14 protein-coding genes and 1 pseudogene are annotated in these 25,340 nt (G+C 48.7%); 4 read left to right on the forward strand and 11 right to left on the reverse strand.

What is annotated here, in order from left to right:
* Positions 1-114 precede the first annotated feature (114 nt).
* The 4 genes from QTN95_RS00625 to QTN95_RS00640 all read left to right on the forward strand — a co-directional run bounded on the left by QTN95_RS00625 (position 115) and on the right by QTN95_RS00640 (position 6,382).
* Positions 115-3,873, forward strand: a complete 3,759-nt coding sequence (locus QTN95_RS00625) for a hypothetical protein (RefSeq protein WP_331415960.1) — start codon at positions 115-117, stop codon at positions 3,871-3,873.
* Between the two features lie 254 nt (positions 3,874-4,127).
* Complete coding sequence (locus QTN95_RS00630) at positions 4,128-4,820, forward strand: hypothetical protein (protein WP_331415961.1); 693 nt, start codon at positions 4,128-4,130, stop codon at positions 4,818-4,820.
* A 15-nt stretch (positions 4,821-4,835) separates the two neighbouring features.
* Complete coding sequence (locus QTN95_RS00635) at positions 4,836-5,975, forward strand: PAAR domain-containing protein (protein ID WP_331415962.1); 1,140 nt, start codon at positions 4,836-4,838, stop codon at positions 5,973-5,975.
* A complete protein-coding gene (locus QTN95_RS00640) occupies positions 5,972-6,382 on the forward strand; it encodes a hypothetical protein (protein WP_138972463.1) in 411 nt (136 codons plus the stop codon). The genes QTN95_RS00635 and QTN95_RS00640 overlap by 4 nt, the downstream gene beginning before the upstream one ends.
* A 412-nt stretch (positions 6,383-6,794) precedes the next feature.
* Here QTN95_RS00640 and traF read toward each other — a convergent pair.
* The 11 genes and pseudogenes from traF to QTN95_RS00695 all read right to left on the reverse strand — a co-directional run.
* Positions 6,795-7,091 (reverse strand): annotated as a pseudogene (gene traF / locus QTN95_RS00645) (conjugal transfer protein TraF); the annotation flags it as partial.
* A gap of 91 nt (positions 7,092-7,182) precedes the next feature.
* Positions 7,183-7,953 carry a 4'-phosphopantetheinyl transferase family protein gene (locus tag QTN95_RS00650; protein WP_331415963.1) on the reverse strand — a complete coding sequence of 257 codons (771 nt, stop codon included), beginning with the start codon at positions 7,951-7,953 and terminating at the stop codon, positions 7,183-7,185.
* On the reverse strand, positions 7,925-8,692 hold the full coding sequence (locus tag QTN95_RS00655) for a thioesterase II family protein (protein ID WP_331415964.1): 768 nt from the start codon (positions 8,690-8,692) through the stop codon (positions 7,925-7,927). The genes QTN95_RS00650 and QTN95_RS00655 overlap by 29 nt, the downstream gene beginning before the upstream one ends.
* Positions 8,693-8,770: 78 nt before the next feature.
* On the reverse strand, positions 8,771-9,982 hold the full coding sequence (locus QTN95_RS00660; protein WP_331415965.1) for a hypothetical protein: 1,212 nt from the start codon (positions 9,980-9,982) through the stop codon (positions 8,771-8,773).
* Positions 9,982-10,737, reverse strand: coding sequence for an outer membrane lipoprotein-sorting protein (locus QTN95_RS00665; RefSeq protein ID WP_331415966.1), 756 nt, complete (start codon positions 10,735-10,737; stop codon positions 9,982-9,984). The genes QTN95_RS00660 and QTN95_RS00665 overlap by 1 nt, the downstream gene beginning before the upstream one ends.
* An 11-nt stretch (positions 10,738-10,748) precedes the next feature.
* On the reverse strand, positions 10,749-13,109 hold the full coding sequence (locus tag QTN95_RS00670) for an efflux RND transporter permease subunit (RefSeq protein WP_331415967.1): 2,361 nt from the start codon (positions 13,107-13,109) through the stop codon (positions 10,749-10,751).
* A gap of 188 nt (positions 13,110-13,297) precedes the next feature.
* Positions 13,298-17,542 carry a thioester reductase domain-containing protein gene (locus tag QTN95_RS00675; RefSeq protein ID WP_331415968.1) on the reverse strand — a complete coding sequence of 1,415 codons (4,245 nt, stop codon included), beginning with the start codon at positions 17,540-17,542 and terminating at the stop codon, positions 13,298-13,300.
* Positions 17,526-19,022 (reverse strand): acyltransferase domain-containing protein, encoded by a 1,497-nt coding sequence (locus QTN95_RS00680; protein ID WP_331415969.1) that lies wholly within the window; start codon positions 19,020-19,022, stop codon positions 17,526-17,528. The genes QTN95_RS00675 and QTN95_RS00680 overlap by 17 nt, the downstream gene beginning before the upstream one ends.
* Positions 19,023-19,218: 196 nt before the next feature.
* The gene (locus tag QTN95_RS00685) at positions 19,219-20,541 is read right to left on the reverse strand and encodes a polyketide synthase (RefSeq protein WP_331415970.1); all 1,323 of its coding nucleotides are present in this window, start codon (positions 20,539-20,541) and stop codon (positions 19,219-19,221) included.
* The gene (locus QTN95_RS00690; protein WP_331415971.1) at positions 20,538-22,088 is read right to left on the reverse strand and encodes an aminotransferase class V-fold PLP-dependent enzyme; all 1,551 of its coding nucleotides are present in this window, start codon (positions 22,086-22,088) and stop codon (positions 20,538-20,540) included. Before QTN95_RS00690 ends, QTN95_RS00685 begins: the two co-directional genes overlap by 4 nt.
* Before the next feature lie 16 nt (positions 22,089-22,104).
* A complete protein-coding gene (locus tag QTN95_RS00695) occupies positions 22,105-25,338 on the reverse strand; it encodes a condensation domain-containing protein (RefSeq protein WP_331415972.1) in 3,234 nt (1,077 codons plus the stop codon).
* Positions 25,339-25,340: the final 2 nt, after the last annotated feature.

Here is a 25,340-nt window from a genome sequence, read left to right on the forward strand (position 1 = left end):
TCAAGCCGAGCGCAGTTAAGAATCATTCATCCCCCAAATGGGTGATGAGCTTTAACTGACTGCTTTCTAAGCTGATTGTGACCCAATGAAGTGCGCAATTGCTAGGGAGGCAAAATGAGAGTCAACAAGGTCGCCTTGGCGCTAGGATTAACTGGTGCCCTGTTGTTAGTCGGGTGTGACAGTGGCGGAGATAACCCCTCTTCCACAGGCTCCACCACGGCAACACAATACTCAGTCAAAGCCATCGATGGTTACTTACGTAACGCGAAGGTATGGCTCGATATTAACCAAGACTTCCTGCTCGACGCAGAAAGTGAACCGAGCGCGATAACCGGTGAAGGTGGCGTGGCGTTGCTCGATGTCTCTGCGATCCCAGACTATCAAAAATATCAAATCGTGGTGCACGCTATTGCTGGTGAAACAATCGATGAAGACACCATCAATAACTCAAATCCTGGTGGTCAAGTGATGCAAGGCAGCATGGTACTTTCTGCGCCCGCCGGCGAAGCCAACATTACGCCACTGTCGTCGATGGTCAACCTAATCATGAACAAGAACCCGACGGCACTATCTGACCCCGAGCAATATCAGCAGCTCAAGCAACAAGCGGCTAATGAAGCAGCCAGTTTACTTGGGCTTGATCCTGACGCTCTATTTGATGACTACCTTGACCCCGCCACTCGCAACGAGAAATCGACATTTGCGGCACAAAACATCGTCAAATCCGAGCAGGTATTACCTTCTACCCCACAACAAATGGTCAATCTGGTTCAGGATGTACAAAGTGCGGGAAGCAACGCGAGTCAGACGGTTCCTGAACTCATGGTCGTTGAAGCGGTGAGCAACAAAATCAAACAGGTGTTAGATAACACCGAAGAGGACCAGCTCGCCAATACACCAGCGCCGGTCCAGCCTCCTAGTCAGGATAATCCCCCCTTGGATGATGATGGAGACGGGGTGCCAAACTCGCTCGATGCCTTTCCCAATGACGGAGATGAATGGTTGGATAGCGATGGTGATGGTGTGGGTAACAACCAAGATGCATTCGCTTTTAACCCCAATGAGACAAAAGACTTTGATTTGGATGGTGTAGGTGACAATGCTGATTTGGATGATGATAACGACGGCTATCCAGACGAACAAGACAGTGAAGCCAACAATCCCAATATCGCAGGTGACCACGACGGGGACGGTGTAGACAGTATTATCGATCTATTCCCCAACGATAGCGAAGAGTGGGCCGACAACGATGGTGACCAAGTAGGCGATAATGCCGACCTATTCGACGACGATCCAACCGAATGGGCAGACCAAGATAAGGATAACGTGGGTGATAACAGCGACGCCTACCCTGATGACAGCACCAAATCCGTCGCCGACACTTATCAAAGCAACGACGCACATCGAGCCGTACTTAACATCAATCATCGACAACCTATGTTGCTTAATGTTGCTGTTAGCAAACGAGTCGAGCAATTAAATGATGGCTCGCTGCGCACAACGCTCAACCACCTTTACACCGCAGATGACCACCAAGTCTATGGTCAAACCGAGAGTCGCGAATGGGCTTTGGCAGGAAACTTTACCCGAGTCCACGAATTTAGCTTTGACTTTAATCTCGATGGCAACGCACAGTTCGAGGGGCAACTGCTTGATATTGGCAGCCGCAGCCCTAGTGGTAACACTGAAACATTTTGGCGTTATGTCGACGAAAGCGATGCCAGCCCTGAAGGGGGAGTAAATGGCGATGGTCAACGTGAGTTTGACCGACTTGACTTCAGCTCACGTCAGCACCCCACTGAATTAACAGGCATCGATACTATTCAACACTTTAACGTAAATATTGCGACCAATAACAACCAGCAAGTCGTGACCACGACAATGAAGCAGTTTGTGGTAGCAGGATTCGACTTAAATAACGGTCAAACACAGCCACAAGATTATATCAGCCATAATCGTACCGTGATCGAGGACCTTATCGATATTGAAGTCGAAGATAAGCAAGATTGGGAGGCCGATGGTACCGTTAATACAGTTTTAAGTCTCACCAACAATCAGGATGGTAGCTACGAGTATGGGTATGCCCGTCCGATCTGGGATAATCCACAAGATGGTATTCATGAGGAGTACGCCGACTTTAACTACACTGCGAACAATTGGGACAACTTAACTAGCTATTGGTACGACTATCAGCTACTTACCCGATCTGATGGAAGTCAGCAGCATTTCGGCCAACGATTTGTGCTTGCTGATGACAACACCAAACGAGTGGATGGACAGTCGCCAGAAGGTTACCGCTTCCACTGGTGGCAAATGGACTCTGATGATGTTTCTGACACTGAACGCAATGAGTATGTCACTTGGGCACATCTGGCGCTAGATGACTACAACTTTACAGCTGCAAGTGACAACATAGGTCAAGCTTATCGCATTTACAGCCGCCAACAAGATGATATTTGGACAACCCTCTCTTTTGATGAATGGGGTAGCGCCGATGTCTCTCAACTTGCGGAAAGAATCGAAGCAGCTCGCTCTGGTGGAACATCGATGTACGACATAGATGGTTCAATCATTCCAGGCTTGAATCGTTATGCCGCCTCATTGCCCAACGAGACTTTCCAATACTTAGCAGACGGCTCCCCACGTCAGTGGTTTGCGGTTACTCAAGACCCACGCTTGACCGATGGTACGCCAACCGTGGTTCCTCTTACCTTAACCGACGATGGTGTTTTGCCCGACAGCTATGTTGTCAGCAACGGTCCGGATCTTATCTTAACCGCTCCGATTGACGGCAATAATATCCAACCAACACCGAGTGCTTACTATCGCCAACGCATAGATATGTATAACTTAAACATGGATCCACAACGCTTTAGCTGGACCAGTAACCTTGGTCAATTGTTTACCGATCAGCAGGTGGCAGAGCAGCGTTTAGAGCAAGTCCTAAATCCTAGCTATCGCCTTTGTGAATCGCAAAACTTACTGCTCCAAGGTGACGTTGATGAGTATAGTGACTATCTAGCAGCAGCGTATATCTGCGGTTACATCGGTATCGATAGCAGCTATTTAGAAGGGCTAACGTTGCACTATCAGGAGAGCGATACCTTTTGGCTTAGCTATAAGTTCCTCGCCAACGGCAGCGGCGATTATTATGAATCAGATGGTTACCGAGACACCTTTAGCTGGGCGATTGATGATAATGGTATAGTGTCGATTAATAACGGTGGTGACCAAGAGTATTTCGCCTACATCGCCCAACAAGGAGGGAAGTTTAGTTTACTTGGCTTCTTTAGGTGGCAAGACGATGGTGTAGAATTTAGTGAGATCAGTGGTATGGAACTGACCACCTACGAGCCGAATGTGTCCATGGCCAACAGTTGCTCTGTACAAAACTCCCCGTGGGATGAAGACAACGACAAACCAGTTGCGTATGGCACATTGCAAGATTACGATTCAGCCTTGGTCAGCTGTTATCAACAGATGGGTGATGGCAGTAAGCTCAACGCCGAGTTGCTTGCTGGTATAAACCCCAATGTTCGCGGCAACTGGCTCGTCGGTCATTATGCAGATAGCAATGGTCAACGGATCTTTGTTGAAGAGGAGCAAGTCTACTTTAAACCCAATGGAGAAGGTGCGTTTGTCGATGCACAAGATGGTGAGTTTGGTTTTACTTGGTACGTAGTAGATGGGCGCTTAACGATAGAAGTGACCCATCCAGACTACACTGGATCGTATGAACTTAACGAGCTAATTAATTCAGGCAGTAGCGACTTATCGTTCAAAACCTTCTGGTATGACACCACATGGCCCGATGTCAGCTCCGGACAAGGGGAAATCCTAGATCAAATTTATCGATTTGATGGTTATCGGTAGGCAATACCATAGAGGCTGCTTATATGCAGCCTCTTCGTTGGGTCGCTTGATCCCGCGCCATAAAAACGACTCACTAGAAAGTTGCAGCAAAAGTTGCAGGGACAGGCACCTTAAGTCTTAGCTCAACTCTTTGAATGGGAATCACATTTTCCGTTTTATCTCTAAGGAATACTCAATTATTTGTATAAGCTAACCTTACTTTTAAACCGGTTTTGTAGTCTGATGGGATTTTTGTTTTAGTCACTATTAATCATATGAAGAATCAGAAAGTCGCGTTTTATCTGCCCAATGGCAACAACTATCAAGCTGAGCTGCCACTTTGGTGTATAGCGAGAGAAGATCGAACAATTTCTAACAAGCCTTGGCTAGAAACTTCTTGGATTGGCACAGCGGGGTATAGGAGTGGGCTTGCTCTGTTTTGTTCAAAATTGGATGCTTATATTCAATGTATACGTATGAACGCAAATGGTGACGAAGCTTTAAAAGGAAAGTGGAAGGTTTATTCGTTCTCCGATCTCAATCGTTTAGAAATGTCGATCAATATGAAATTTAACTACGGGCATGACATGTTTGGTTTCTCCCTCATTTTTGGATTTGCCTCTTCTGCTGATGGAACGCTCCTTAGTCGTAACGGAATATTTGCGCCAGTGTCGTATCACTTAGACGTTTCTTTAGATACGCTCATTGAAATAGGGAAGGAAGAAACGATTACATTCCCTAGTTCGAATTTCAAGCTCATCAGCGAGCTATTTGATACCGAAGTTGGAGACTATCTGACTCTTGTCAGAGAAGTGAATAAGATGAATCATAAAACGATAAATGATCTCGCAATTCAACATTTCAAAAAAATCAATTTTCAATGCCCAGAGCACTCCCCCTCGATTCAAGAAGAGCGCTACGCTTCGTCGTGTTTCCTATTATTAGGCTGGAAAACCATTCAACATTAACCAAAGAGTATTGTTATGAAGTTTGTTACTAAAGGGACAGGAACCACAACAGGCGGTGTTGTACTCGAAGGTCATAATGATGTGATTGTTGAAGGGAAGCCAGCGACCTCTATTCATCAATACGGCTCTTGCGCCTCTGGGCGCAAAAGCTGTAAAGGTAAAGGGATTATTGTTCCTGTCGGCAATGGTAACAAAGTCTATCTTCCTAATGGGCAGCAAGCGGCATTAAGTGGATATCAGATTCTGTGTAATTGCCCAGATAACTTCATTCTTGAGTCAAATAGTTCGGTTAATGTGGGAGAAAATGTAAGTTTTGGTTCAAGTGTTTCGATGACGTCAGCACCTTCGAACCAAAGCCTTAATAGCCAGCAATTAAGCCCCTCAAATGCATCTACGGCTTCTCAAGCTGCTACTCCTCAGATAGACCCTAAAAATGCTTATTGGCCTCCTTATAATCCATTAGCGCCTGAAGGAAAGAAAGAGCTGAAAGTGATCTATGAGCAGCCAATTAAAGATTATGCTTGGCTATCTGTTGAAGAAGCTGAAGAGTTTGCCCAAAATCTCTATGAAGATTTAGGGGGCAAAAGTACGTTAGGTGATATAAAAAATTATGGTTTGGGTTTAGGTAAAGGTTCGTATGATGCATACATGGTTGCTAAAGGTTTAGGTGGATTAAAAGTCCAGTCCTATACAAAAACAATTAATGGTCAAGACTGGATCATTATCAAAAACTATCGCAAGCATCTGAAAACTCTTGAGCGTGGTCATAAGTGGAAAGCAAATAACTCAAGAATTATTAAGATGAGCTTAGGGCTAAATGATCTAAAAGGAGCAACTCGATACGTTCGCTTTAATGTCGGTTTAGAGTTTGCTGTTTCAATTGGTATTAATGCCCTTGACTATGCATTACGAGATGAAGCTACCATGGCAGAGTTTGTTGGTAACTCTTCTGTCGATATGGTTAAAGGCTTTATTTCATTGGGAGGTGCAGCATTGCTTACGGCAGCCTTTGTCCCTGCAACAATTGGCGTTTTGGCAACAGGATTATTTTTTACGGTAACTTCTTTTTACATCGGTAAGGGACTTGATCATATAGATAATGAGTATGGTTATTCTGAAGATTTTGTAAAAGAGGCTGAAAAGTATTTCGAATGAACTTTGTGCGAATAATAATTGGCCTTCTAGTAACTATTGGAGCTTACATTCAGGTCAGTGACCAAATCACCAGTGCTTTCTCAAACGATGGTAAGATTGTGCTTGATGGCCTATTAAATATTTGGGCGAGCTTTGGGATGCTATTAATATGCCCATACCTGATTATTTATGTGATTAAAGATGAGTTTACTCTCCGTTTACCTATTGGAGATGCTAATCGTGTCTTAGTGATCCTCGGTTTGGTTGTGGCTCCATTGCTTGCTATAGGACTTTATAATCAATCCCACGCGAACGTAACTAACTATGTGGAATGCAAAAGTGAACGCAAGCTCTCCAGTCGTTACTCTAGCCGAACCTATGCCATAACTGAAGATCTGTGCCAAACGCTAAAATCCCAAAATGATTAACTACTGTAGCTAGTTAGGAGCAAATTTGGAAAATATTATTGTCTTAATGTTTCTTATCGTTTTTGGATGGTTGGCAATATCGAACCTATCCTTTTTCTTCTTATTCGTTATGGTTTGGTCGGTTTTAAAACTACAGAAACATGAACAAATACAAGGACGTTATGCTGTATTGAGGTTGCCAACTTTCCTTCATGGGCTATCGATTAGTATGTCTTGTTTCATGGAAGAAAAGGCGTTTCTAAAGCTACAAGCTGGATGGCTCAAAAGTTCTTTAAAGTTGATGAAGCTAAGCTTTTGGTTCATGCCGTTGCTGTTTTAGGGGTAGCATTAGTTGGCGGGTTATTTGTCCCCCCTACTGTTGTTGCTAGCTTGATGGTTCTAGCCGTGTCTAGTGCTATCGTATGGGGAGCTGGAGCTGGGCTCGCTGAAGATACAGATAGGCTCTGACATTCTCACTCGTTGGCTCATCAATTGCCTTGTCCATAAACGATTGCATATGCTCTCGGAACCATGCGGCACTAAAGGGCTTTAGTTCGCTCTGACTGGACTCCACGACACCAGCTTCCGGCTCTATCAGCTCATCAGGCTGTTCAGGTTCAGGAATGACCTGATACCAAAACCAGCCTTCCTGACCACACTGATAGAATGGCCCATCACTGGCATGGGCGGGCAAGATGAATAGAAAGAAAATAATGATTGGGATGGTCACCCATAGGATAAAATGCTAGGGTTCAATTTCATAGCTAAAGCTAATACGTGTATACATCTTCAACGCACAAACCGCCTACGTTATAGAGTATTTAATTTGTGCAAACAATCGTGCTAACGTATGCATCAGCCACTCGAAAGTGACCTTTTAACACTTTTCCTTTTTTTAAGTCACCGCACCATTGTCCCGAGCACAGTTCAGCGCGAAATTCTCGCTTTTCAAAACAGATATCGGTAACTTTTGCTTCACTAAAGTCTAAGTATCGCTCTACTTTCGGATAAACAGCTTTAAACACGCTTTCTTTAATCGAAAACACTATGGTACAAAATTGGTCAAAACCAATACTCAGTTGATAGTAAAGTTCCATCTCTTCACTAGTCAGGATCTGAGGCGCGATTCTAGTCGCTACATTGATTGGGATCATAGTTTCGTGGTCGATACCCAAATAAGTTACGCTCCCTTTAGGTGCAACGACAGCAATCGCGTTTGTGCTCGTATGAGTAATAGATCCTAGATACCCCTCAGGCCAAATAGGGTTTCGATGAGGACCAATTGCAACCCTAACTTCACGAGCAGCTAATGATTCCAACGCCACCATCGCTGCAATTCTGCCCGCCAGAAACTCCGCTCGACGTTTTATAACAGCATTGCGTATATGTTCGGGTTCATCAAACGGTAATTTTTCATAGATATCGCCACAGAACTTCCCCACTTTGTATTGGCAAGTATAGACACGGATGTCAGGATAATATTCAGCAAACTCATGCCTGTGAAAAGATTCAATAAAATCGACAAAAGGCTTCTCTTTTTCAAGAACCAAATGGCTCATCAGCTTACGTGAGGACACAATCGGAAGTAACACCGCGATCCTCCCTGTTAGTTTTGCTCGTCAAAGGCAAGACCCCATAGAGCAATTCGTGAATCACCGCTTTGATGTTTTCGTCATCATGAATAAAGAAATGGTCTCCTATGTACGCCGTGATTTTGATTTCGTTGGAGAAAAAAGATTGCCATTCTTGCATGTCCTGTTCCGTCATTTTGTCTTCAGAACCATAAATGACCGTCGAGTGACTCGGTAATTGACCCAAAAATCCTGTCTCAAAACGTTCAACCACGGAAAAATCGGCCCGAATGTAAGGCAAACAGAAATCGATCAGACCTGGTGAGTTAAATACTTGCTCAGGTGTGCCGTTCAGTTTTTTAAGCTCTTCGATAAATGCTTGTTGCGGTAACTCACTGATGGGCTTCATTCGACGTGGACGGTTTGGAGCCAAGGCAGCGGAAAAAACACAACGTTCAGGCATAGGTAACCTTGTTTGATGTACCATAACCAATGCCTCGAAAGCGGCTAAAGCACCCATGCTATGACCAAACAGCAGGTAGGGTTTATCGGTCAATGCGATCAATTCAGCTTTAACTCCACTAATATATTCCTGCATGGTGTTGATGTGAGGTTCTACGATTCGCTCCGCTCGGCCTGGTAGTTGAACGGCGTGCAGTTCAACCCATTCCGGCAGCCATTGTAACCACGGATGAAAAACAGAGGCACTTCCCCCCGCGTATGGAAAGCAGATCAGTCTCACCTTCGCGTTTGGGTTCACCTTATAACATCTCAGCCACTGAGTATTCACATTGATCCCTTCTTGATATGCATAGTTGAGTGTTGTCACCGACCGTGACTAGAAATAAACATTTAGGCGTGCGACAGCCATTGTATTGGCTTTGAATGCCCCATAGTTACTGCGCATGTCGCCATAAAAACCGTTGTAACCGAGTGAGTACTCCAAGCTATCAGACGGCTTATAACTGAGTTTGATTTCCAGAAGACTAGAGTGATCGTAAAAGTTATACACCCCTCCCACATCGGCAGCCCAGACGCCTTGCGCCCACTCATAATGGTAGTTCTGACTTAATTGCGGGATGACTTTGCCGTTAGTGTGACGAGACAACAAGACATCAACTTCGGTGCTGATCTCTCGAAGATAACCACTCCAACCCGCCAATAAATTCCACTGCTCAACCGATTCGATCACCTGACGAGTGTTCACCACACGTAAATTCTGATCATAGCGTGCCTGCAGTTGCGCCACTCCATTCCAATAATTGACGTTGTATTGGACAAAGGCACTAGCGGATTTGTCGCGTTCGAGTCTCACGCCATGGGACTGTTGCACTATCGCAGGGTCATCTTGATAAACATATGCCCCGCCGACAAACAGGTCGAAACCGATTCGGTTGATTTTGTAACCAAGCCCAAACTCGACGGGTTCATCAAAAGACTCGCATTCGAACGCCTCTCGCACGATAGGCGGTGCACGATCCCACATCGAACCTTTCTTAGCCAATGTGCTGACACTGGGCTCAGCGGTAACAATAAGATCGAAGACATCATTACCCACGTACTCTCTCCAGCGTATTGCTGTCGTAGCGAGATTGTTTACCGCCAGCCCGGATGCCAAAGGATCTGAACTGTCTGTTGGGTTGAAATAAGCGCCTTGGGATAAAGCACTACCTGAGCCCCAAATCATCATTTGTTTGCCAAACGTGATAGTTCGCTGAGATTGCATTATCGAGCCATAGAATTCGCGTACTTCAAGCTCCCACTCTTTGGCATTCTCCCTCGCGCCAACCGCTGGATCCCAATCTATCGAGAATGTACTTTCTACGGCAAACCTCCCATGGTCTGGTCGATAGTAAGGCTCTAGCCAAATGCGCTGACGCATACTTCCCCACTCACTGGATCGCAGCAGGTATTGCATGGATGACTGGGCATAGCCCGTCATTCCTACACTCGATGCACTCGACTCTACCGCCACATCGTCGAAGCTGGCGAAAGGATCATCTGCATAAACTCCGGTACTGATGACCGACAAAAGTAACCACTTGTTCACTACAACCTGCTTTGAGAAAAGTCTGCTTCGTTAAGCCCGACATTGACTTGGATATTCTTGAACTCAATCAGGGTCTCGCTTTCACTGACCGCACTCTTAGTGATCATTTTCTGCGCCATCCAGTAATTACCAAATTGCTTGTGCTCTCCATACCATGTTGTCTTCAAAAGCTCGCCCTGCTTCGAATAACGCTCCATCTTATGCACCAAGTGAATATCTTCTCTAACCCAGGTAACGCGCTTTTGATACGATGAGCGCTTGGCGTCATACGGGACACTTTCGACCACATAACACTGCACATCGCCACACTCCTCCATTCTCAACAAAGTATGGGCGTCATCCTGAACGGAGCGGCTTTGAAGATCTTCGTTAATCAAATCACTGCGCATAAAGGTGCCTTTGTTGGCAGATCCTGAAATTCGGCGGGTTAAATTTGCGTTAGGTAGATACAACCACATGTCGTCCACCATTTTGGGGGCATCATACGACCAGGTTAAATATCGAGTGCCCTGAACTTCTGCGGGTAGTGAGAACTCCATGAAAGATTTGCGCCCTTGTTTTGTGCGTATCGATTCACTCTTAAGCACACGTTTCAAGATCTGCTCGTCTCGCTTAATCAACATGATCATGTCTTGAGTAACGTCACGACTGGATTCTGCCGTGTCCAACCAGGTCATGACCTGTTCTCCACTCGGTGCCGCCATCGCCAGAGGCGCTAACAGTGTGAGCAGTAAAACATTCAGTTTTAATTGCATGTTATTTTCCTTTATCTATTTGCTTGAACCAAGTTCAGCGGCTGCGTGGTTTTCATGGGCTTGAAAATGAGCAACAAGGCGGGGAGTAAGATCAGATCAGCCATTAGCGCCCACGAGAACGCCATACCGGACATATAACCAAATATGACGCTCTCATTGAGTACAGATAAGGTCAGGACTGAAAAACCAGTGCTCAGTATAGTGGTGGTAAACACCAATGGTCGTCCCGCTTTAGTGATGGCATATCGAATCGCCTCAGCGTAATCTCCCTCTTGGTCGAACGCGACTTTGAATCGACTGAGGAAATGGATAGTGTCATCCACCGCGACACCCAGAATCAACGGCGAGAAAATGATTAACGATTGGCTAAGCGGCATATCTAACCAACCCATCAACCCTACAGAGACCAAAATGGGTAAGACGTTGGGTAGCAGTGACAGAAGGCCTAATGACCAAGACTTCAACATCACAATCAACACCAGAGAAATCGCTAAAAACGCCCAAATAAAACTGTCAAACTGGCCTTTATATAGGTAGTCCGAGGTTTCCTTTATGTGGACGATAGGGCCCGTTACTGAGGCTTTGATGTTTGCGTCGAACGCGGTAGACACATACGATTCAACCTGCTGAATGATGGCGTGACTTTGTTCCGTCGACACGGCTCGGGTACGCACCGCAATACGTATCTGCTTAGAATCAAAACTAACAAATTGATCCAACATCTCGCCTCCACCCATTTCATACAGGAAGAGGAAATCTGACAGGGTGCCTTGTTGTGTCGGTAATGCCGCCCCTTGTTCAGGCAGTAGAACACGATTTGACTCTTTGACGATGTCCACGATAGAACGCGCGGTCACCACATGTGGGTTAGTTTTAATTTCTGCAACGAGTACCTCTACACGTTTCAGAATATCAACGGTCAGTAACGAGGTGTCGTCATTGCTGCTCAGAACAATGTCCAATGTCATGGCACCACCCATATTCTGGTCAATGAAATCTGCCTTTTGACGCAGCTCCGTCCTCGGTGATAGGTTTTCTATTGGGCTAGTGTCTAAGCTGACAAAAGCTATCCCTGCCGCCATTACCAACGAACTGGCTAAAAATCCCGCTGCCCATGCTTTAGGTACTCGGATCACGCTTTCGGCCAATTTCTCTAAACTCACATCAATCCAGTCTTTTTTGCGACGATTCATGGCTGAAATCGGCTTAGTACCGAACGAAAGCAGCGAAGGAACCAAACAGTAACTGAATGCTAACGCGACAAACACGCCTATGGCGCAATAGACACCCAATTGGCCAATCGGAACGATCTCCGTTCCTTGAAAAGAAAGAAAACCAATCGCTGTCGTTAAGGTCGTCAGGAAACACGGCAGCGCCACTTTCGCACTACCGGACACTAACGCGTCATTCTTCGATTTGCCACTCGCGAGCTCATCTTGATACGCACAACCGATGTGAATACAGTCTGCCATACCAATACACATGATCAGGCTCGGCACAATCGTGACGAAGAACGTCAATTTCCAACCGATAAAACTTATCAAACCGAACACCGCAATGTTCGCCAATGCCATTACTAAGATCGGTACCCAAGTCAGTCGGACGGAACGGGTAAAATAGGCAATGATCAGCATCTCTAACACAAGCGCTATCAGCCACAGGGTTCCCGTTTCTTCGTTACTGATCTGCTCCATTTCGGCGTCAAAAATAGGGTCACCCACAGCGATAATCCCAAGGTCACGATATGCGTCTTTTTCGAGCAATGTAGCAATGGCTGGAGCGATGTTTTTACGCGGATCCACTTCGCTGGCCGGGTATGGGTACAGTTCCACCAACACGCCTAAAAACTGACCACCTCCCGATACAAACAGGCCTTGATACAACTCATCTTGGGATAGCTGATGGATTTTCTCGAGCAGTTGTGAGGTTGATTCCGCCCCAGATAGATAAGTATCAATCACGATCGCGCCGTCGCCGACTGAGCGCATTTTCTCGAGATTATTAATGCCCGTCGCGGCGCGGACATAAGGGACGGACGTTTCCAGTTCCTGAGTCAGTTGATTCAGTTGAGCAATTGTCGTCTCAGGCGCCGTTTTAGAAAGGGGCATCGCCAAAACCAAAGTGTCCTCATTGCCGAAGGTCGCTTTGAAACGTTCCATATCCTTAATCAAGGAGGAGTTAACTGGGAGAAAGCTCTCGTTACTGTTATCGAAGGTCAAGGTTTCCAACCGGGTAAAGAGACCCGCCACGAGCAACACCGTAGCGAAGATCACCCAGTACCGGAACCGAATGATAAAACGAACCCACGCTTGAAAGTGGAGATTAACTTTGGATTGATTCAGTGGATCATCCAATTTCCATTGTGAACTCATCGATTTTCGCCCTCGCCTCTATTATCTTTTGCTTAAAATATCCATGGTGTGCGATTATCTTTTCAATCGAGAATAATTACCATTCAGAATCGGGAGGCGTTTTATCACTTGAGGTAGCGTTTAGAATACAAAAACGAGCGATGACCAATCGCCCGTTGTATTTTGGTTATTTCTTAGCCCCGAATCGTTCAACTCTTTGGTCCGATAGGCGTCAGTACTTCCGCATATTGAGAAAAGATCACGGGGTCGACGGCTGACAATGAGAGGCCCAGCTCGTCAATGTAGCCTTGCGTTAGGCAACAGTCCGCCACTAAAGGCACTTGCCGAGCGACCTCATCATCTTCAACTGTATATGGCACCAGATTGCTCAGTTCAGGGTACTGATCGAGTTTGGCCAACAAAGCCTCGCGCCACAACGAAGCAGCCAGCGGTGACAATGCCTTGCCTTTCACATACGTCTGTTGATAGAGGCTCGACCAAGAGACCGGCTCAGGCTGATTCATATGCCAGACTGGGCGGCGAAATGCATCGACCTTAGCACGGACCAATACATCAGCCACTTCATCAGTCATCGTCAGATCAGCCAAGGCCCCCGATTCTGGATACGCACCCAACAAATCACACGCCTGAACCGATCGCCAAATGATGTCTTTTTCGTTATTGATGCCTGTTTTTTGATCGCCAGCCATACTCGCCAACCGATAAATCGACACATCAATGCCACGTGACTGCGCTTGCAAACACAATTGCTCTGCCACCCATTTACTCTGATTGTATCCCCCAATCAAATATGGCCAATTCGGCATAGGGGTAGATTCAGACACATACGTCAGATCCGAAGCCGCAGAGAGCAAACTCATGGTCGAGACGAAATCCATTGATTTGTGCGTTGACGTCGAGGCCAGCTCCAGTAGCGAGCGCGTGGCCTCCACATTCGCCTGTTTGAGAAGACCATAAGGGTACGCAAAGTTTACCCATGCGCCACAGTGGACAATATGGCTGACGGACTGTGCCAATCGATCCCAGCTATCGGCGCTTAACCCCAACTGGGGCAAAGATAAGTCACCGACGACAATCGACATTCGGCCCTGATACTCATCACACCACAACTTCAACGCCATTAACTGACGTTTTACCCGCTCCAAACCCTGTAATGCATCTTGGGCACGAACTAGACACACCACCTGTTTCGACGTATTTCTTAAAATACTCGCGCATAAATGCGCACCAACAAAGCCTGTCGCGCCAGTCAGCAGCCAATCACCATCTTTAGCCAAGGGTAGCCCTTGGCAATCGATGTCTGGCGCCAACACCGATTCCTCATCGAGATCATACTGAGTCACGATGTCCGCGAGAGGCGGCTCATGCCCTTGCTGTCTCAGTTGGAGCCAGTCGGCCAGTGCCTGCATAGAGGGCAGTTGATAAAATTCGTTCATCGCCACTTCCACCCCGAACACCTCTCTCAGTTGACTCACACATTGCGCTACCTGCAGCGAGCTGCCCCCAATCGCGAAAAAACTGTCGGCCAGCGAAGTTACTTTGCTTTGCAACACATGCTCCAGCACAGACACCAGTTGTTGCTCAATATCACTGCCCGGAATGAGTGATTCATGCTTGCGTTTTATCCGTGCGGCCAGCTCAGTCAGATCGATTTTGTTGTTTGCGGTCAGCGGCCAAGCTGGCAGAGACGTAAACGTTGATGGAATCACCGCATTTGGTAAGCGAAGGGAAAGATCTTGGCGCAACACCTCACTCGAGATCGGACGGTTATCTTCTGTAAGATAAAACGCATGCAGCGCCTCTACCTGCCCCTCTTGCGTACTTGGAATGACTCGCGCCTCTTTAACCGTTCGACACGCTGCCAATGCCTGCTCAAGTTCAGACAGTTCAACGCGTACACCCCGGATTTTTATCTGAGCATCAAGCCGACCCAGAATTGAAATCATACCGTCATCATCTCTTTGGCACTGGTCACCACTTCGATAGCACATTGACCCAGGGCGAGACACAAATCGCTCCAACGACAAACTAGCCCTGTGATGATACCCCTTTGCCACGCCCACCCCGCCAATAAGCAACTCGCCGGAAACCCCCGCAGGTACTGGCTGACCACACTGATCGACCAGTTCAAGTTGCACGTCAGGTAACGCTAAGCCAATGCTGTCATACTGATGCGTATCATGGACCGCGTTGACCACACAGAAAATGCTTGCTTCAGAAGGGCCATAAAAATTATAAAACTGACCTCGGGCAGCCCACGCCTTAGCCAAAGCTGGCGGGCAACGATCACCGCCTACCCCAACCCAGGAAAGTTGCTTAACATCATTCAACGCCACATGAGTCAGTAGCGCGGGTGGCAGGAACATCATCGTGATCCGATGCAACTGAATCAGTGTTGTGATCGACTGCGGGTTGCGCACAGAGTCAATATCATCAAACACCAGCGTCCCACCACTCGACAACAACATTAGCACTTCAAGGACCACGGCATCAAAACTCATCCCTGAACACTGCAACAATCGGTGAGATGAAATCATCGTAGAGGACAGGAAGGCCAACCGACTGGCTAGCCCATCATGGGTGTTTAGCGAGGCTTTGGGTTTGCCCGTCGTCCCAGAAGTGTAAATCATATAGGCTACGTCATCGCGCTCAATGACAGTAACGCTTGGTGATATTTGACTAGACGTGCAGGCTTCAGCGACGTTAATCACGCGAATGTGATGCTGCAAACAATAGTCGTTCAAACCAAAGGGGAGCTGCTTGTGGAACAGCAGAAGATCGGCTCCGCTGTCGGACAGCATATCCATCACTCGCTGCTCTGGGTATTGCACATCAAGACCCAAGTAACAAGCGCCAATCTCCATGACCGCCAACATCTGCAGAATTGATTGCGGCTCATTGCGACTGAAGCAAGCCACGACCTGTCCTTTTTTAACCCCATGCTCAGCCAATAAGACCTTAAGACCCATGATCGCATGCCAAGCCGCAGCATAGCTGAATGTCTGCCCTGAGATTGCGTCTTCCATGAAGATCGACTCAGGCTGAGTGGACACCAGTTCCCTTAAACGCTGACCGACAAGCGGTGGGGGTGTCTCACTTTGGCTTGCCAGACTTGGGGGTGATGAAACGGAGGTCGTCAGTTCACCCAGCGGCTGATCACCGTTGCGAACCAGCGATACCATGACGTCACAGACCGCATCCGCCAACACGGTGATCAACGCCGGACTCCAGCGTGAAGCCTCGTATCTCAGTTGGATTTTGAACGACTCACCAGGCCATGCGTAGATCGCCATAGGATAACCGACCGACTCTTCAACAAGCACTGGCGACACTTGAAATGGCATCGATGACTCGTCCGTGGCCACTTGCCCTTCATACTGAAACACCGTTAATACCTGAAACGGCGTCAACCCTGCTTCCCAATTAGCCGCGGCCATGATATCGCTCAGTGGCAATTGGTTATGTTGAAAACTCGCACTCAACTCCTGATGGCGTGCTTTCAGATACGCACTGCACGACTGAGACCAGTCAAAACGCCACGCCTGAGGCAGAGTATTCAACAAAGGGCCTAAGATACGGGATTCATCATACTGATCTAACGATCTCATCACCGTGGTCATACCGAGCACCACGTCATTATCATGCGTCCAGCGCGCCAAAACTAAGCTGCACGCACTTTGAAACAAGCTGCTTTCAGTGATCGCTAATGCCTGACATCCTGCTTGAAGCTCATCGCGCCATGCCTTAGAGCGCAGCACTTCAATACTGGCTTGACCAGATCCCGAATGCCCCTGCTGTGCATCAAGCCCTTTCCCTACTTCAAAGCCCTTTAACTTATCTCGCCAAAATGCCGTAGTCGCCGCGCTATCAGTCAACGACACGCGTTTGATATGGTGGGCGAGTGACGGTGCCGGTGGCAACTGCACGTTTTTACTAGCCGATAGACTGGCATACACCTCAGCAAGCTCTTTGGCCAACACGCCAAATGACCAGCCATCGATGATCAAATGATGCACCGTAACCAGCATGTAGTAGTGGTCGTCCGCGACTTGGAACACGGCAACACGCCACAAAGGTGCATTCTCCAGTTCGACGCCTTTGGCTTTGTCTTGCTCGGCGTATTGGTGGATATCGAAAGCAGCGTTTCTGAAGTCATGGAACGTCCAGGGAATCGCGTGTCGAGAGGGTTTGAGTACCACTTGGTGGGGTTCGTTCAACCCCGAATAATAGAGACGGGTACGCAGCGCGGGATGCGCATCCACCACCGCTTGCCAAGCTTGCTGATTATATTCGACGTGATAGTCTCCCTTGATCTCGACCACTAATTGCTCAATGTACAGTACGTCTTTCGATTGTAACGATTGATTGAGGATAGCCGACTGCATTGCCGTCAACGGAAACGCGTCCGACACCCTGCTATTCCAAAGTTCCACAGTTTTCTCCTCGCGTTTTCCATTGCTCTGTGATGCGTGTTATCTCTTGTGGTGAGAGTCGGCTCAATTCAAATGGCAGGATCCAATCGCGTTGCGACGGCGCATCGGTGGGTACACCGCGGCAACCACCGTTAACCTTTTCCTCCATCGCGTGTAGATGCAGGCATTGATAGGCCTCAGAAATAGACAGTTGTCCGCCGGATGCGCTGATTTGTCGCACCAGATCCAGTAAATCAACCGAACTGCCCCCTAAGGCAAAAAAGTGGTCTTCATCAGACAGGTTCTCAACGTCGATACCTAAAATCGTCGACCATAGCATCTTGACATTCGGTGGTGCGTTCGCGGGTTGACTGTGCGCAGCTTGTACCACGTCGGGTTGCGTGACCGTCGCTTTGGTGTCTGCCCAGTAATGTTGTGGTGCGAGCGCAATTCCAGGCAGCGGAAGCCGCCGTCCTTCATTGCTACGCCATGCAGGCCAATCGATCTCAAAACCATAGACCCATAATGTGGCCAACGTCGTCAGCCATTGGCTTTCACCTGAACGCTCCGGATCATTGGCCACTCCCGCCACCGACTGGGTCACTTCGCTGATCGCGGGGCTCAGTTGAGATTTGGCTCCGATTTCAAAAAACAGCGCATTGGGGTACTCACGGGCGATATTAGTAACAGCGTCACCAAATCGCACCGTCTGGCGCAGGTGTTCACACCAATATTGGGCAGTCGTCACACACTGCACATCAATCTCTGTCCCCGTCACATTGCTGTACCAAGTACGCGAAGGACGCTGAGGGCACGACTGTTCAATGACAGAGGAAAACGCTGGTAAGATCGGAGTCATTGCTCGGCTGTGATACGCATGTGAGGTCTTTAACCTCGTGTATCGGACCGCTTTGCTCTGTAACGCCTCCAATACCCAGTTCAGCTCAACCTCGGGAATGCTCAACACCAGTTGGGTCTGACTGTTGATGGCCGCCAAATCGATACGCTGCGACCAATCCCCCCCCAAAATCTCATCTAGTTGGGTATCGGACAACTGACAAGCCAGCATCGCACCAGATGGGGCGCTCCCCATCAAACGCCCGCGTAAAAACACCACATTTAAAGCCGTTTCGTAATCCCATACCCCTGCATAGCACGCTACTGCAAATTCACCCAAGCTGTGGCCCACCAGAGCATCGCAAGACAACTGACTGCGTTCGAGCAACGCCAAATAACTCATGGCAAGAATAAATAACGCAGGCTGCGCCATCGCGGTGTCCTGTAGAACCGCGTCATTCGCTTCACTGCGCTGAGTTAATAGGGGAAGTAACGACACACCGTACCGGTTTTCGATGTACGCGCACCCTTGGTCAATCACTGCTCGCGCGGCCGAGTAGTGATTATAGATCCCACTCGCCATACCAGAGAACTGGCTGCCCTGCCCCGTGAACGCATACACCAATTGCTCGCTCGTTGTAGAGGCGACAATAGGTCGCGACAATCCCTCCCTCACTGGCCGGTCGGGCTCGACTACGCAAGCTACCCGATGGGAAAAGGCTTTTCTTGTATGCCGCAATGTCCACTCAATGTCTTGGAGAGAATGCTGTTCAAATGGCGCTGCTTGTTCAAAAATCCGCACACTCTCAAGTGATTGAGAGTGACTTGGGGTCGACCACTGCCAGATATAATGATCAGGGCTACGCATCACACTGCCCTCTTAAAGTGCGGGGCAATTCAGGCGCAGAAGACAACACCAGATGGGCATTGGTACCGCCAAAACCAAACGCACTGACGGCGCCGAATACCTCGCCCGACACAGGTAAGTGAACAGTGTGCGCGTTGACAAAAAACGGGCTCGATTCCAAGCCCAAGCGCGGGTTGGGCTTTTCGTAATGCAATGTAGCTGGCAACGTTCGCTGTTCAAGCGATTTTGCGGCTTTGATCAACGCCGCTATGCCACTGGCACAGTCTAAATGACCAATATTGGACTTGATAGAGCCAATCGCGCACCGCTGCGTACCACACTCACCATATGCCGCTTTGAGCGCAGACAGTTCCATCGGATCCCCCAATTCAGTGGCGGTACCGTGTGCCTCAACAAACTGGATGTCGCATGCCTCAATGCCCGCAACCTGCATGGCTTCTTGAATGACTTCGGTTTGGCCTGCAAGACTTGGGGCAGTAAAACCGGCCTTGCTCGCACCATCATTGTTGATCGCAGACCCTTGCACAACCGCATAAATGTAGTCCTGATCAGAAAGTGCATCCCCCAAGCGTTTTAATGTCACAGCGCCCACACCATCACCAAACAAGGTACCCGACGAACGATGATCAAACGGTCTGCAACGGCCATCGTGCGAACGTATCCCCTGGGGGGAATAAAGATAGCCCACCGGACCATAAGCAGAAACGGACGCACCACCAGCTAACGCAAGATCGCATTCACCAGACAATAAGGCCTGACACGCTTGATGTACCGCCACCAACGAGGTAGAGCAAGCAGTTTGGATAGTGATCGCCGGACCGGTCAAGTTCAGCTTATACGCCACGCGTGTACACAAAAAGTCCTTATCATTGGCCATCATGACACTCACAGGGTCACGGTCTGCATATTTGGGATTACCGATAATGTTGTTCGCAAAATACGTCCCGATCGAGCATCCGCCAAACACACCTGTTTTGAGGCCCTTCATTTCAGGTTCAGGGTAGCCGGCATTTTCTAACGCTTGCCAACAGACCTGCAGAAACCATCGTTGTTGGGGATCCATCATTTCTGCTTCGCCAGGCGTGATATTAAAAAATCCCGCATCGAACAAGCCGGGTTCCTCTAGGCACGATGCCCGACGCACATAGTGAGGGTGATCGAGCCACGAGGGGTCAACCTTGCCCACTAAGTCCTTTCGAGCAATGGTTTCGATCGTCTCTTGTTTATTGATCAATCGTTGCCAAAGTGCCTCGATACTATTGGCGCGCGGAAAGACACCCGCCATCCCAACGATTGCAATCGCTTGGTCGCTCACTGCAAGCCTCCGAGATCTAGGCCTTGCTCATGCAGTTCCCTTTCGAGACTCTCAGCAATCACCAATTGATCAGCAATGACTGTCTGTAAATGCGTGCGTGTGGTTAGCGGATTCAACATGACCGCGCGGAACAGAACCAGAGGCTGATCAGGATAAAGGTTGGTCACGCGCTTGGTACGTGAGACAAAGGTGTTACCCAGCGAGCGTTGCCGTTTCTGCAAGACCACGTTAAACGTATTCACAAACTCGTTTTCTTCCTCCGTCAGCCCCCGTCCTCGATAGCCTTGGGGTAAATAACGGTAAACCATTAAGTTCATTTTGGGCTCATGAACCAACTCAAATTCTTGTGTCTCATTGAGTATCTGAGCCAGCATTTTCGCTCTAGCTAAGCTTTTCGACAGCAGCTCACCGTAACCAGACTTGCCAATAAGATGAAAAGCTGCGTGCAGATACAAAGCCATCGCCGGTCGTGTGCCTTCGAGAGTAAAGCGGCCTTGGTCCAGCGAGGAACTGCGAATGGCATAAGGCGCTTCTTTGCGGATATTGCCTAGTGTAACCACGTCGCGCGTTAACAGCAGACCGCAGCCAATTGGCGTCATCAATTGCTTATGGCCATCAATGGTAACGGAGTCGGCAAAGTGTATGTCAGACAACATGGCTTTGCCTTCATCGCACAACACCATCGCCCCTCCCCACGCACCATCGACGTGTAAATGAGCCCCTTGCTCGCGCGCCAGTTCGGCCATATCAGCAATCGGGTCGATACTCCCAAAATCGGTGGTTCCTGCAATAGCTACCAAGGCGATAACTGGCTGGCCATTCGACTGTGCTTGATTTAACGCCTCTTTAAGGTGTGGAAGTGAAAGACAATACTGATTATCAAACGGGAGCCTTATCAAATCCAATCCCAGCAAATCTGCAGCTTTATCAAACGAGTAATGCATCAGTTCTGAACCAATGATCACGCCTCGTGAGCCAGACACCTTTAGCTTCTGTTGGCGTTGGTTTCGAGCAACCCACATCGCGGTGATGTTAGCAACGGTCCCGCCACTGGTAAAACAGCCAAAATTGACGTTGGCATCCTGAACGCTTTGCTGATAGGCCTCTTCATCTAAATGGAAGACTTCTTTGTGCAACATCGCTAACACCTGTCGCTCAAGGAAATTAAGTCCTCGACAAGACTCGATTTTCATCATGTTCTGGTTGAGGATCATGACCAAGCGTGACAATTGGCTGACAAAATTGGGCAACGGTGACGTCATGTGCCCAACGTAAGTGGGTGACGCCAGATGCGAACAATGTGGCAAGATCTGATGCTGAAATTCGTCCAAATACTGCCCCATCGATTGCTGCTGGTCAGGAAACGTTGTGTCGGTAAACAGCGTTTTGAGCTCACTAACTGGTATCGGGTCACTACTGTCATTCGAGTGCAAAAACTGTTGGCACATTTCATCAATCCAGTCATCAAACTGACCAAATCCTTTGGTAAATAAGCCTTCAACATCAAGATTATTGTCGGCCGCCAATGCGTTTGAGTAGATATTCATTTGAGATTCCTTTGGCTTACTTTGTTCTTCTGCGCATTATCGTGGTGCGCTGCCCGCGTCGAGCGGGTTTGGTGGTTTGGTCTTTTGAACCATCAAGGTGGTTGGCAAGCGCCCGAATGGTTGGGTATTGCAACAATGTCACGACATCCACCGCCAGCCCCAAGGTGGTGTTGATGTCATGTTGAACCTGATTCAGTTCCAATGAGGACAGGCCGAGATCAAAGACATTTTTATCGATGGCGCAACACCTCACTTGCAATGCGCGGGCATAGATCGCTGCCAACGCTTGTTCTTGCTCGGTTTCTGCCGATGAGGTTTGCGACTCTACCAAACGCTGTGCCTCAGCCACCAACTGTTTCAACGCGACCATATTGACTTTACCGTGAGGGAGCAAAGGCAGGTGGTTCAATGCGTACAACTGAGACGGCACCATGTAGTTTGGCAATGCTTGTAATAGCTGTTGACGAACATGATCCGCACACTTGGCCCCCGTCCAACAGCCGATCAACGCTTGTTGTTCAGCGGCAAAATACACCACCGCCCCACTGTCACCCGTCGCCTCACGTAAGGCCAACTGAACTTCCAGTACCTCGACGCGATTTCCTCGGATCTTCACCATGCCATCTTGGCGACCAAGCAACCTCAGTTGGCCATTCGGCAGCACCGTCGCGACGTCGGCCATTCTGAATCCACTTTCATGCTGATTCTTGCTGTGTACAGAACGCTGTGGGTGGTTAGTGTAATGGCGAAGTTGCTGTTGCCCACTGATCACAATCTCACCAGGGCAACCTATTGGCATGACACGGCCAAATCTATCCTCCACGCGAAGGGCGGCCCCCGGAACAACTTGTCCTAAGTACCCGTGTTTCACACTGTTAGCACAAAGCTTAAGCCAGGTAACGTCATTGACTTCTGTCGAGCCGTACAGATTGAAAACTGTCGCGTTAGAAAACGTCGTTTGCACTTCCGACAGCAGAGACAGAGAAAAAGGTTCAGCCGTCGAGTATAGGTGTCGCACTGAAGGTAAGTGCGCTTCACCGAGACTTAGCATGCGCAGCAAGCTTGGCACAACGTACAATTTTGTGACACGCTGTGCGCTAATCACGGCAGTCAAGCGCGATACATTCGCGACCTCATCCCCTAGAGCGACTACACTCGTCGCACCCGAAATCATGGTGTCGAGCACTTCCCAAAGAGCATCAACAAACCCCAAAGGCGTTCGTTGCAACACGCGATCGCTTGGCAAAGTCGTCAAGGTTTCCTGCGCAAAGTTAAGCCGTGCATTCGCTGCGGCGACTGAAAGAGAGGCACCTTTAGGCGTCCCCGTCGTCCCGGAAGTATACAACAGCGCGAACTCATCGCTTGGTTTCCTTGGCTCAAGATCTTGGTGCAAGGAAGCGAAACTCGCGCTCGGGTTCGCAGTGGCTTCTAATGCGACAACTTCCACCTGCGTCCATCTTAGCGCGTCAGATAACCTCTCCGGTGCTACGACCAATAGATTAGGACGTGCATCCTCAAGGATTTGCTGGCAACGCGTTTCCGGCAGTGAACTGTCCATTGGCACGTAGGTCACACCGTATAGCGCACACGCGGCGAGCAACGCCTGTTGCTCGAAGCCCCTTTCTCCCCAAAATGCCACTCGATCGCCCGTCTGAAGCGCTCGGTGAGCGAACGTCTCCATCCACAATGTGACACGTCGTGTTAGCGCACTAGAACGGAACGCATTTTCGCTTACGATGACAGCAATGTGATCATCGCTGTCGGCTGCCAGTCGCACCGCCAGCGACGACAATCGGTCCGGACACTCAAGGCGACGGCCATCGAGCGTGTTCAACACGGCTCGCTCCTCAGAAGTAATAATCTCCAGCTCTTGCAGCGGGCTAGTGAGCGGTGCGGTAGCCAACGTGGTCAGAACACGTTCATAGTGCTCAGCCAGCCACTGAATGCGCTGTGCGCTATACCGTGAACAATCGTAATTAAGCACCAGTTCAAAAGCGTCGCCTTTGGGCCATACATACACTTCAAGATCCATATGAGCATAAGAGCTCTCTGAATCTAAAGCAGTCAATTCAAGTTCCCCCCAATTGCTCAAGGAAACCGACTCAGGTTGCATGACTAACCCCACCTGATAGATTGGGTGACTATCCCCTTGCCAACCCATCGTTTTAACGACCTCGGGAAATGGGGCGGCTTGATTGGCTAATGCTTCAAGCCCCGTGGTTTTCACCTTTTCCAAAAAAGCTTGGATGCTATCTGATTCACACCAGACTTGACGCAACACGATGTTATTGACAAAACAACCGATCAACGATTGGCTTTCTAACTTGTCACGTCCAGATACGTAGGAGCCAATCACCGATTCTTGAGTGTCATTGTAGCGACCGACCAAATATTGAAGTGCACCGCTAAAGAGCATAAAGTTTGACATGCCCAGTGCGTGGCCCCGCGCAGACAGCGCATCAGCCAGTTCCACGCCTAAACGATGCTTCACCACCGCCCCTTCAAATGCCTCTGCATTTTCCGATGCAAAGGACGTTTCTGCGGGTAATCGAGTCACTGGCGCGTTCGCGAGTTTTTGCTGCCAATACGCTAAGGCGGCACCGCCTTTCGCACCTTGTGCGCTCGGTGCAACGTCAATGTAATCGTTACTGATCGGCGGCAACTGCCCCTGCTCACCAAGATAAAACGCTTTTAACTCGTGAAGGAAAATACCCAGCGACCAGCCGTCAAACGCAATATGATGGAACACTAGGCTCAAGATATGTTCGCCATCACCCAATTTGGCCACGCGAGCTCGGTAAACCTCACCTTGCTCGAAATTAAGCGGTTGGCTGAGTTGTGATACTATACGTTTCTGCCAATCTGACTCGTCGTCGAACATTTCAACACGCAGCGATGAGGGGGCCGTTTCACACAGAAACTGTTGAACTTGCCCCACACTCGGATCAAAACGGTAGCCCGTTCTTAGGGGGGTATGGCGTTGTACCACTTCATCCAACGCTCGACCCAATTTGATCACATCGAGCGTTCCTTTCACCAACAGGTTCATCGTGATGTTATAGGCCGCACTCGCCCTTGGGTCTTGAGATACCAACCAAACGCTTTGCTGAGACGCACTGACCGGGTAGGTGTCACCCACCACTCTCACTGCCTGTGGCGGCTGAGTCGAACTCTCCGTGTTGGCTTTCACTTTCGAGATAAGGGCATTGAGTTGTTGTGTGCTGAGTTGATGTATATCTATCGTTGACATGG

It is taken from the genome of Vibrio sp. M260112, assembly GCF_036533775.1.
In the GTDB taxonomy this organism is placed as follows: Bacteria; Pseudomonadota; Gammaproteobacteria; order Enterobacterales; family Vibrionaceae; genus Vibrio.

Coding starts and splice junctions, on each gene's coding strand:
- QTN95_RS00695 (WP_331415972.1), bottom strand. CDS start 25,338: ATGTCAACGATAGATATACATCAACTCAGCACACAACAACTCAATGCC.
- QTN95_RS00690 (WP_331415971.1), bottom strand. CDS start 22,088: ATGAATATCTACTCAAACGCATTGGCGGCCGACAATAATCTTGATGTT.
- QTN95_RS00630 (WP_331415961.1), top strand. CDS start 4,128: ATGAAGAATCAGAAAGTCGCGTTTTATCTGCCCAATGGCAACAACTAT.
- QTN95_RS00665 (WP_331415966.1), bottom strand. CDS start 10,737: ATGCAATTAAAACTGAATGTTTTACTGCTCACACTGTTAGCGCCTCTG.
- QTN95_RS00635 (WP_331415962.1), top strand. CDS start 4,836: ATGAAGTTTGTTACTAAAGGGACAGGAACCACAACAGGCGGTGTTGTA.
- QTN95_RS00670 (WP_331415967.1), bottom strand. CDS start 13,109: ATGAGTTCACAATGGAAATTGGATGATCCACTGAATCAATCCAAAGTT.
- QTN95_RS00640 (WP_138972463.1), top strand. CDS start 5,972: ATGAACTTTGTGCGAATAATAATTGGCCTTCTAGTAACTATTGGAGCT.
- QTN95_RS00625 (WP_331415960.1), top strand. CDS start 115: ATGAGAGTCAACAAGGTCGCCTTGGCGCTAGGATTAACTGGTGCCCTG.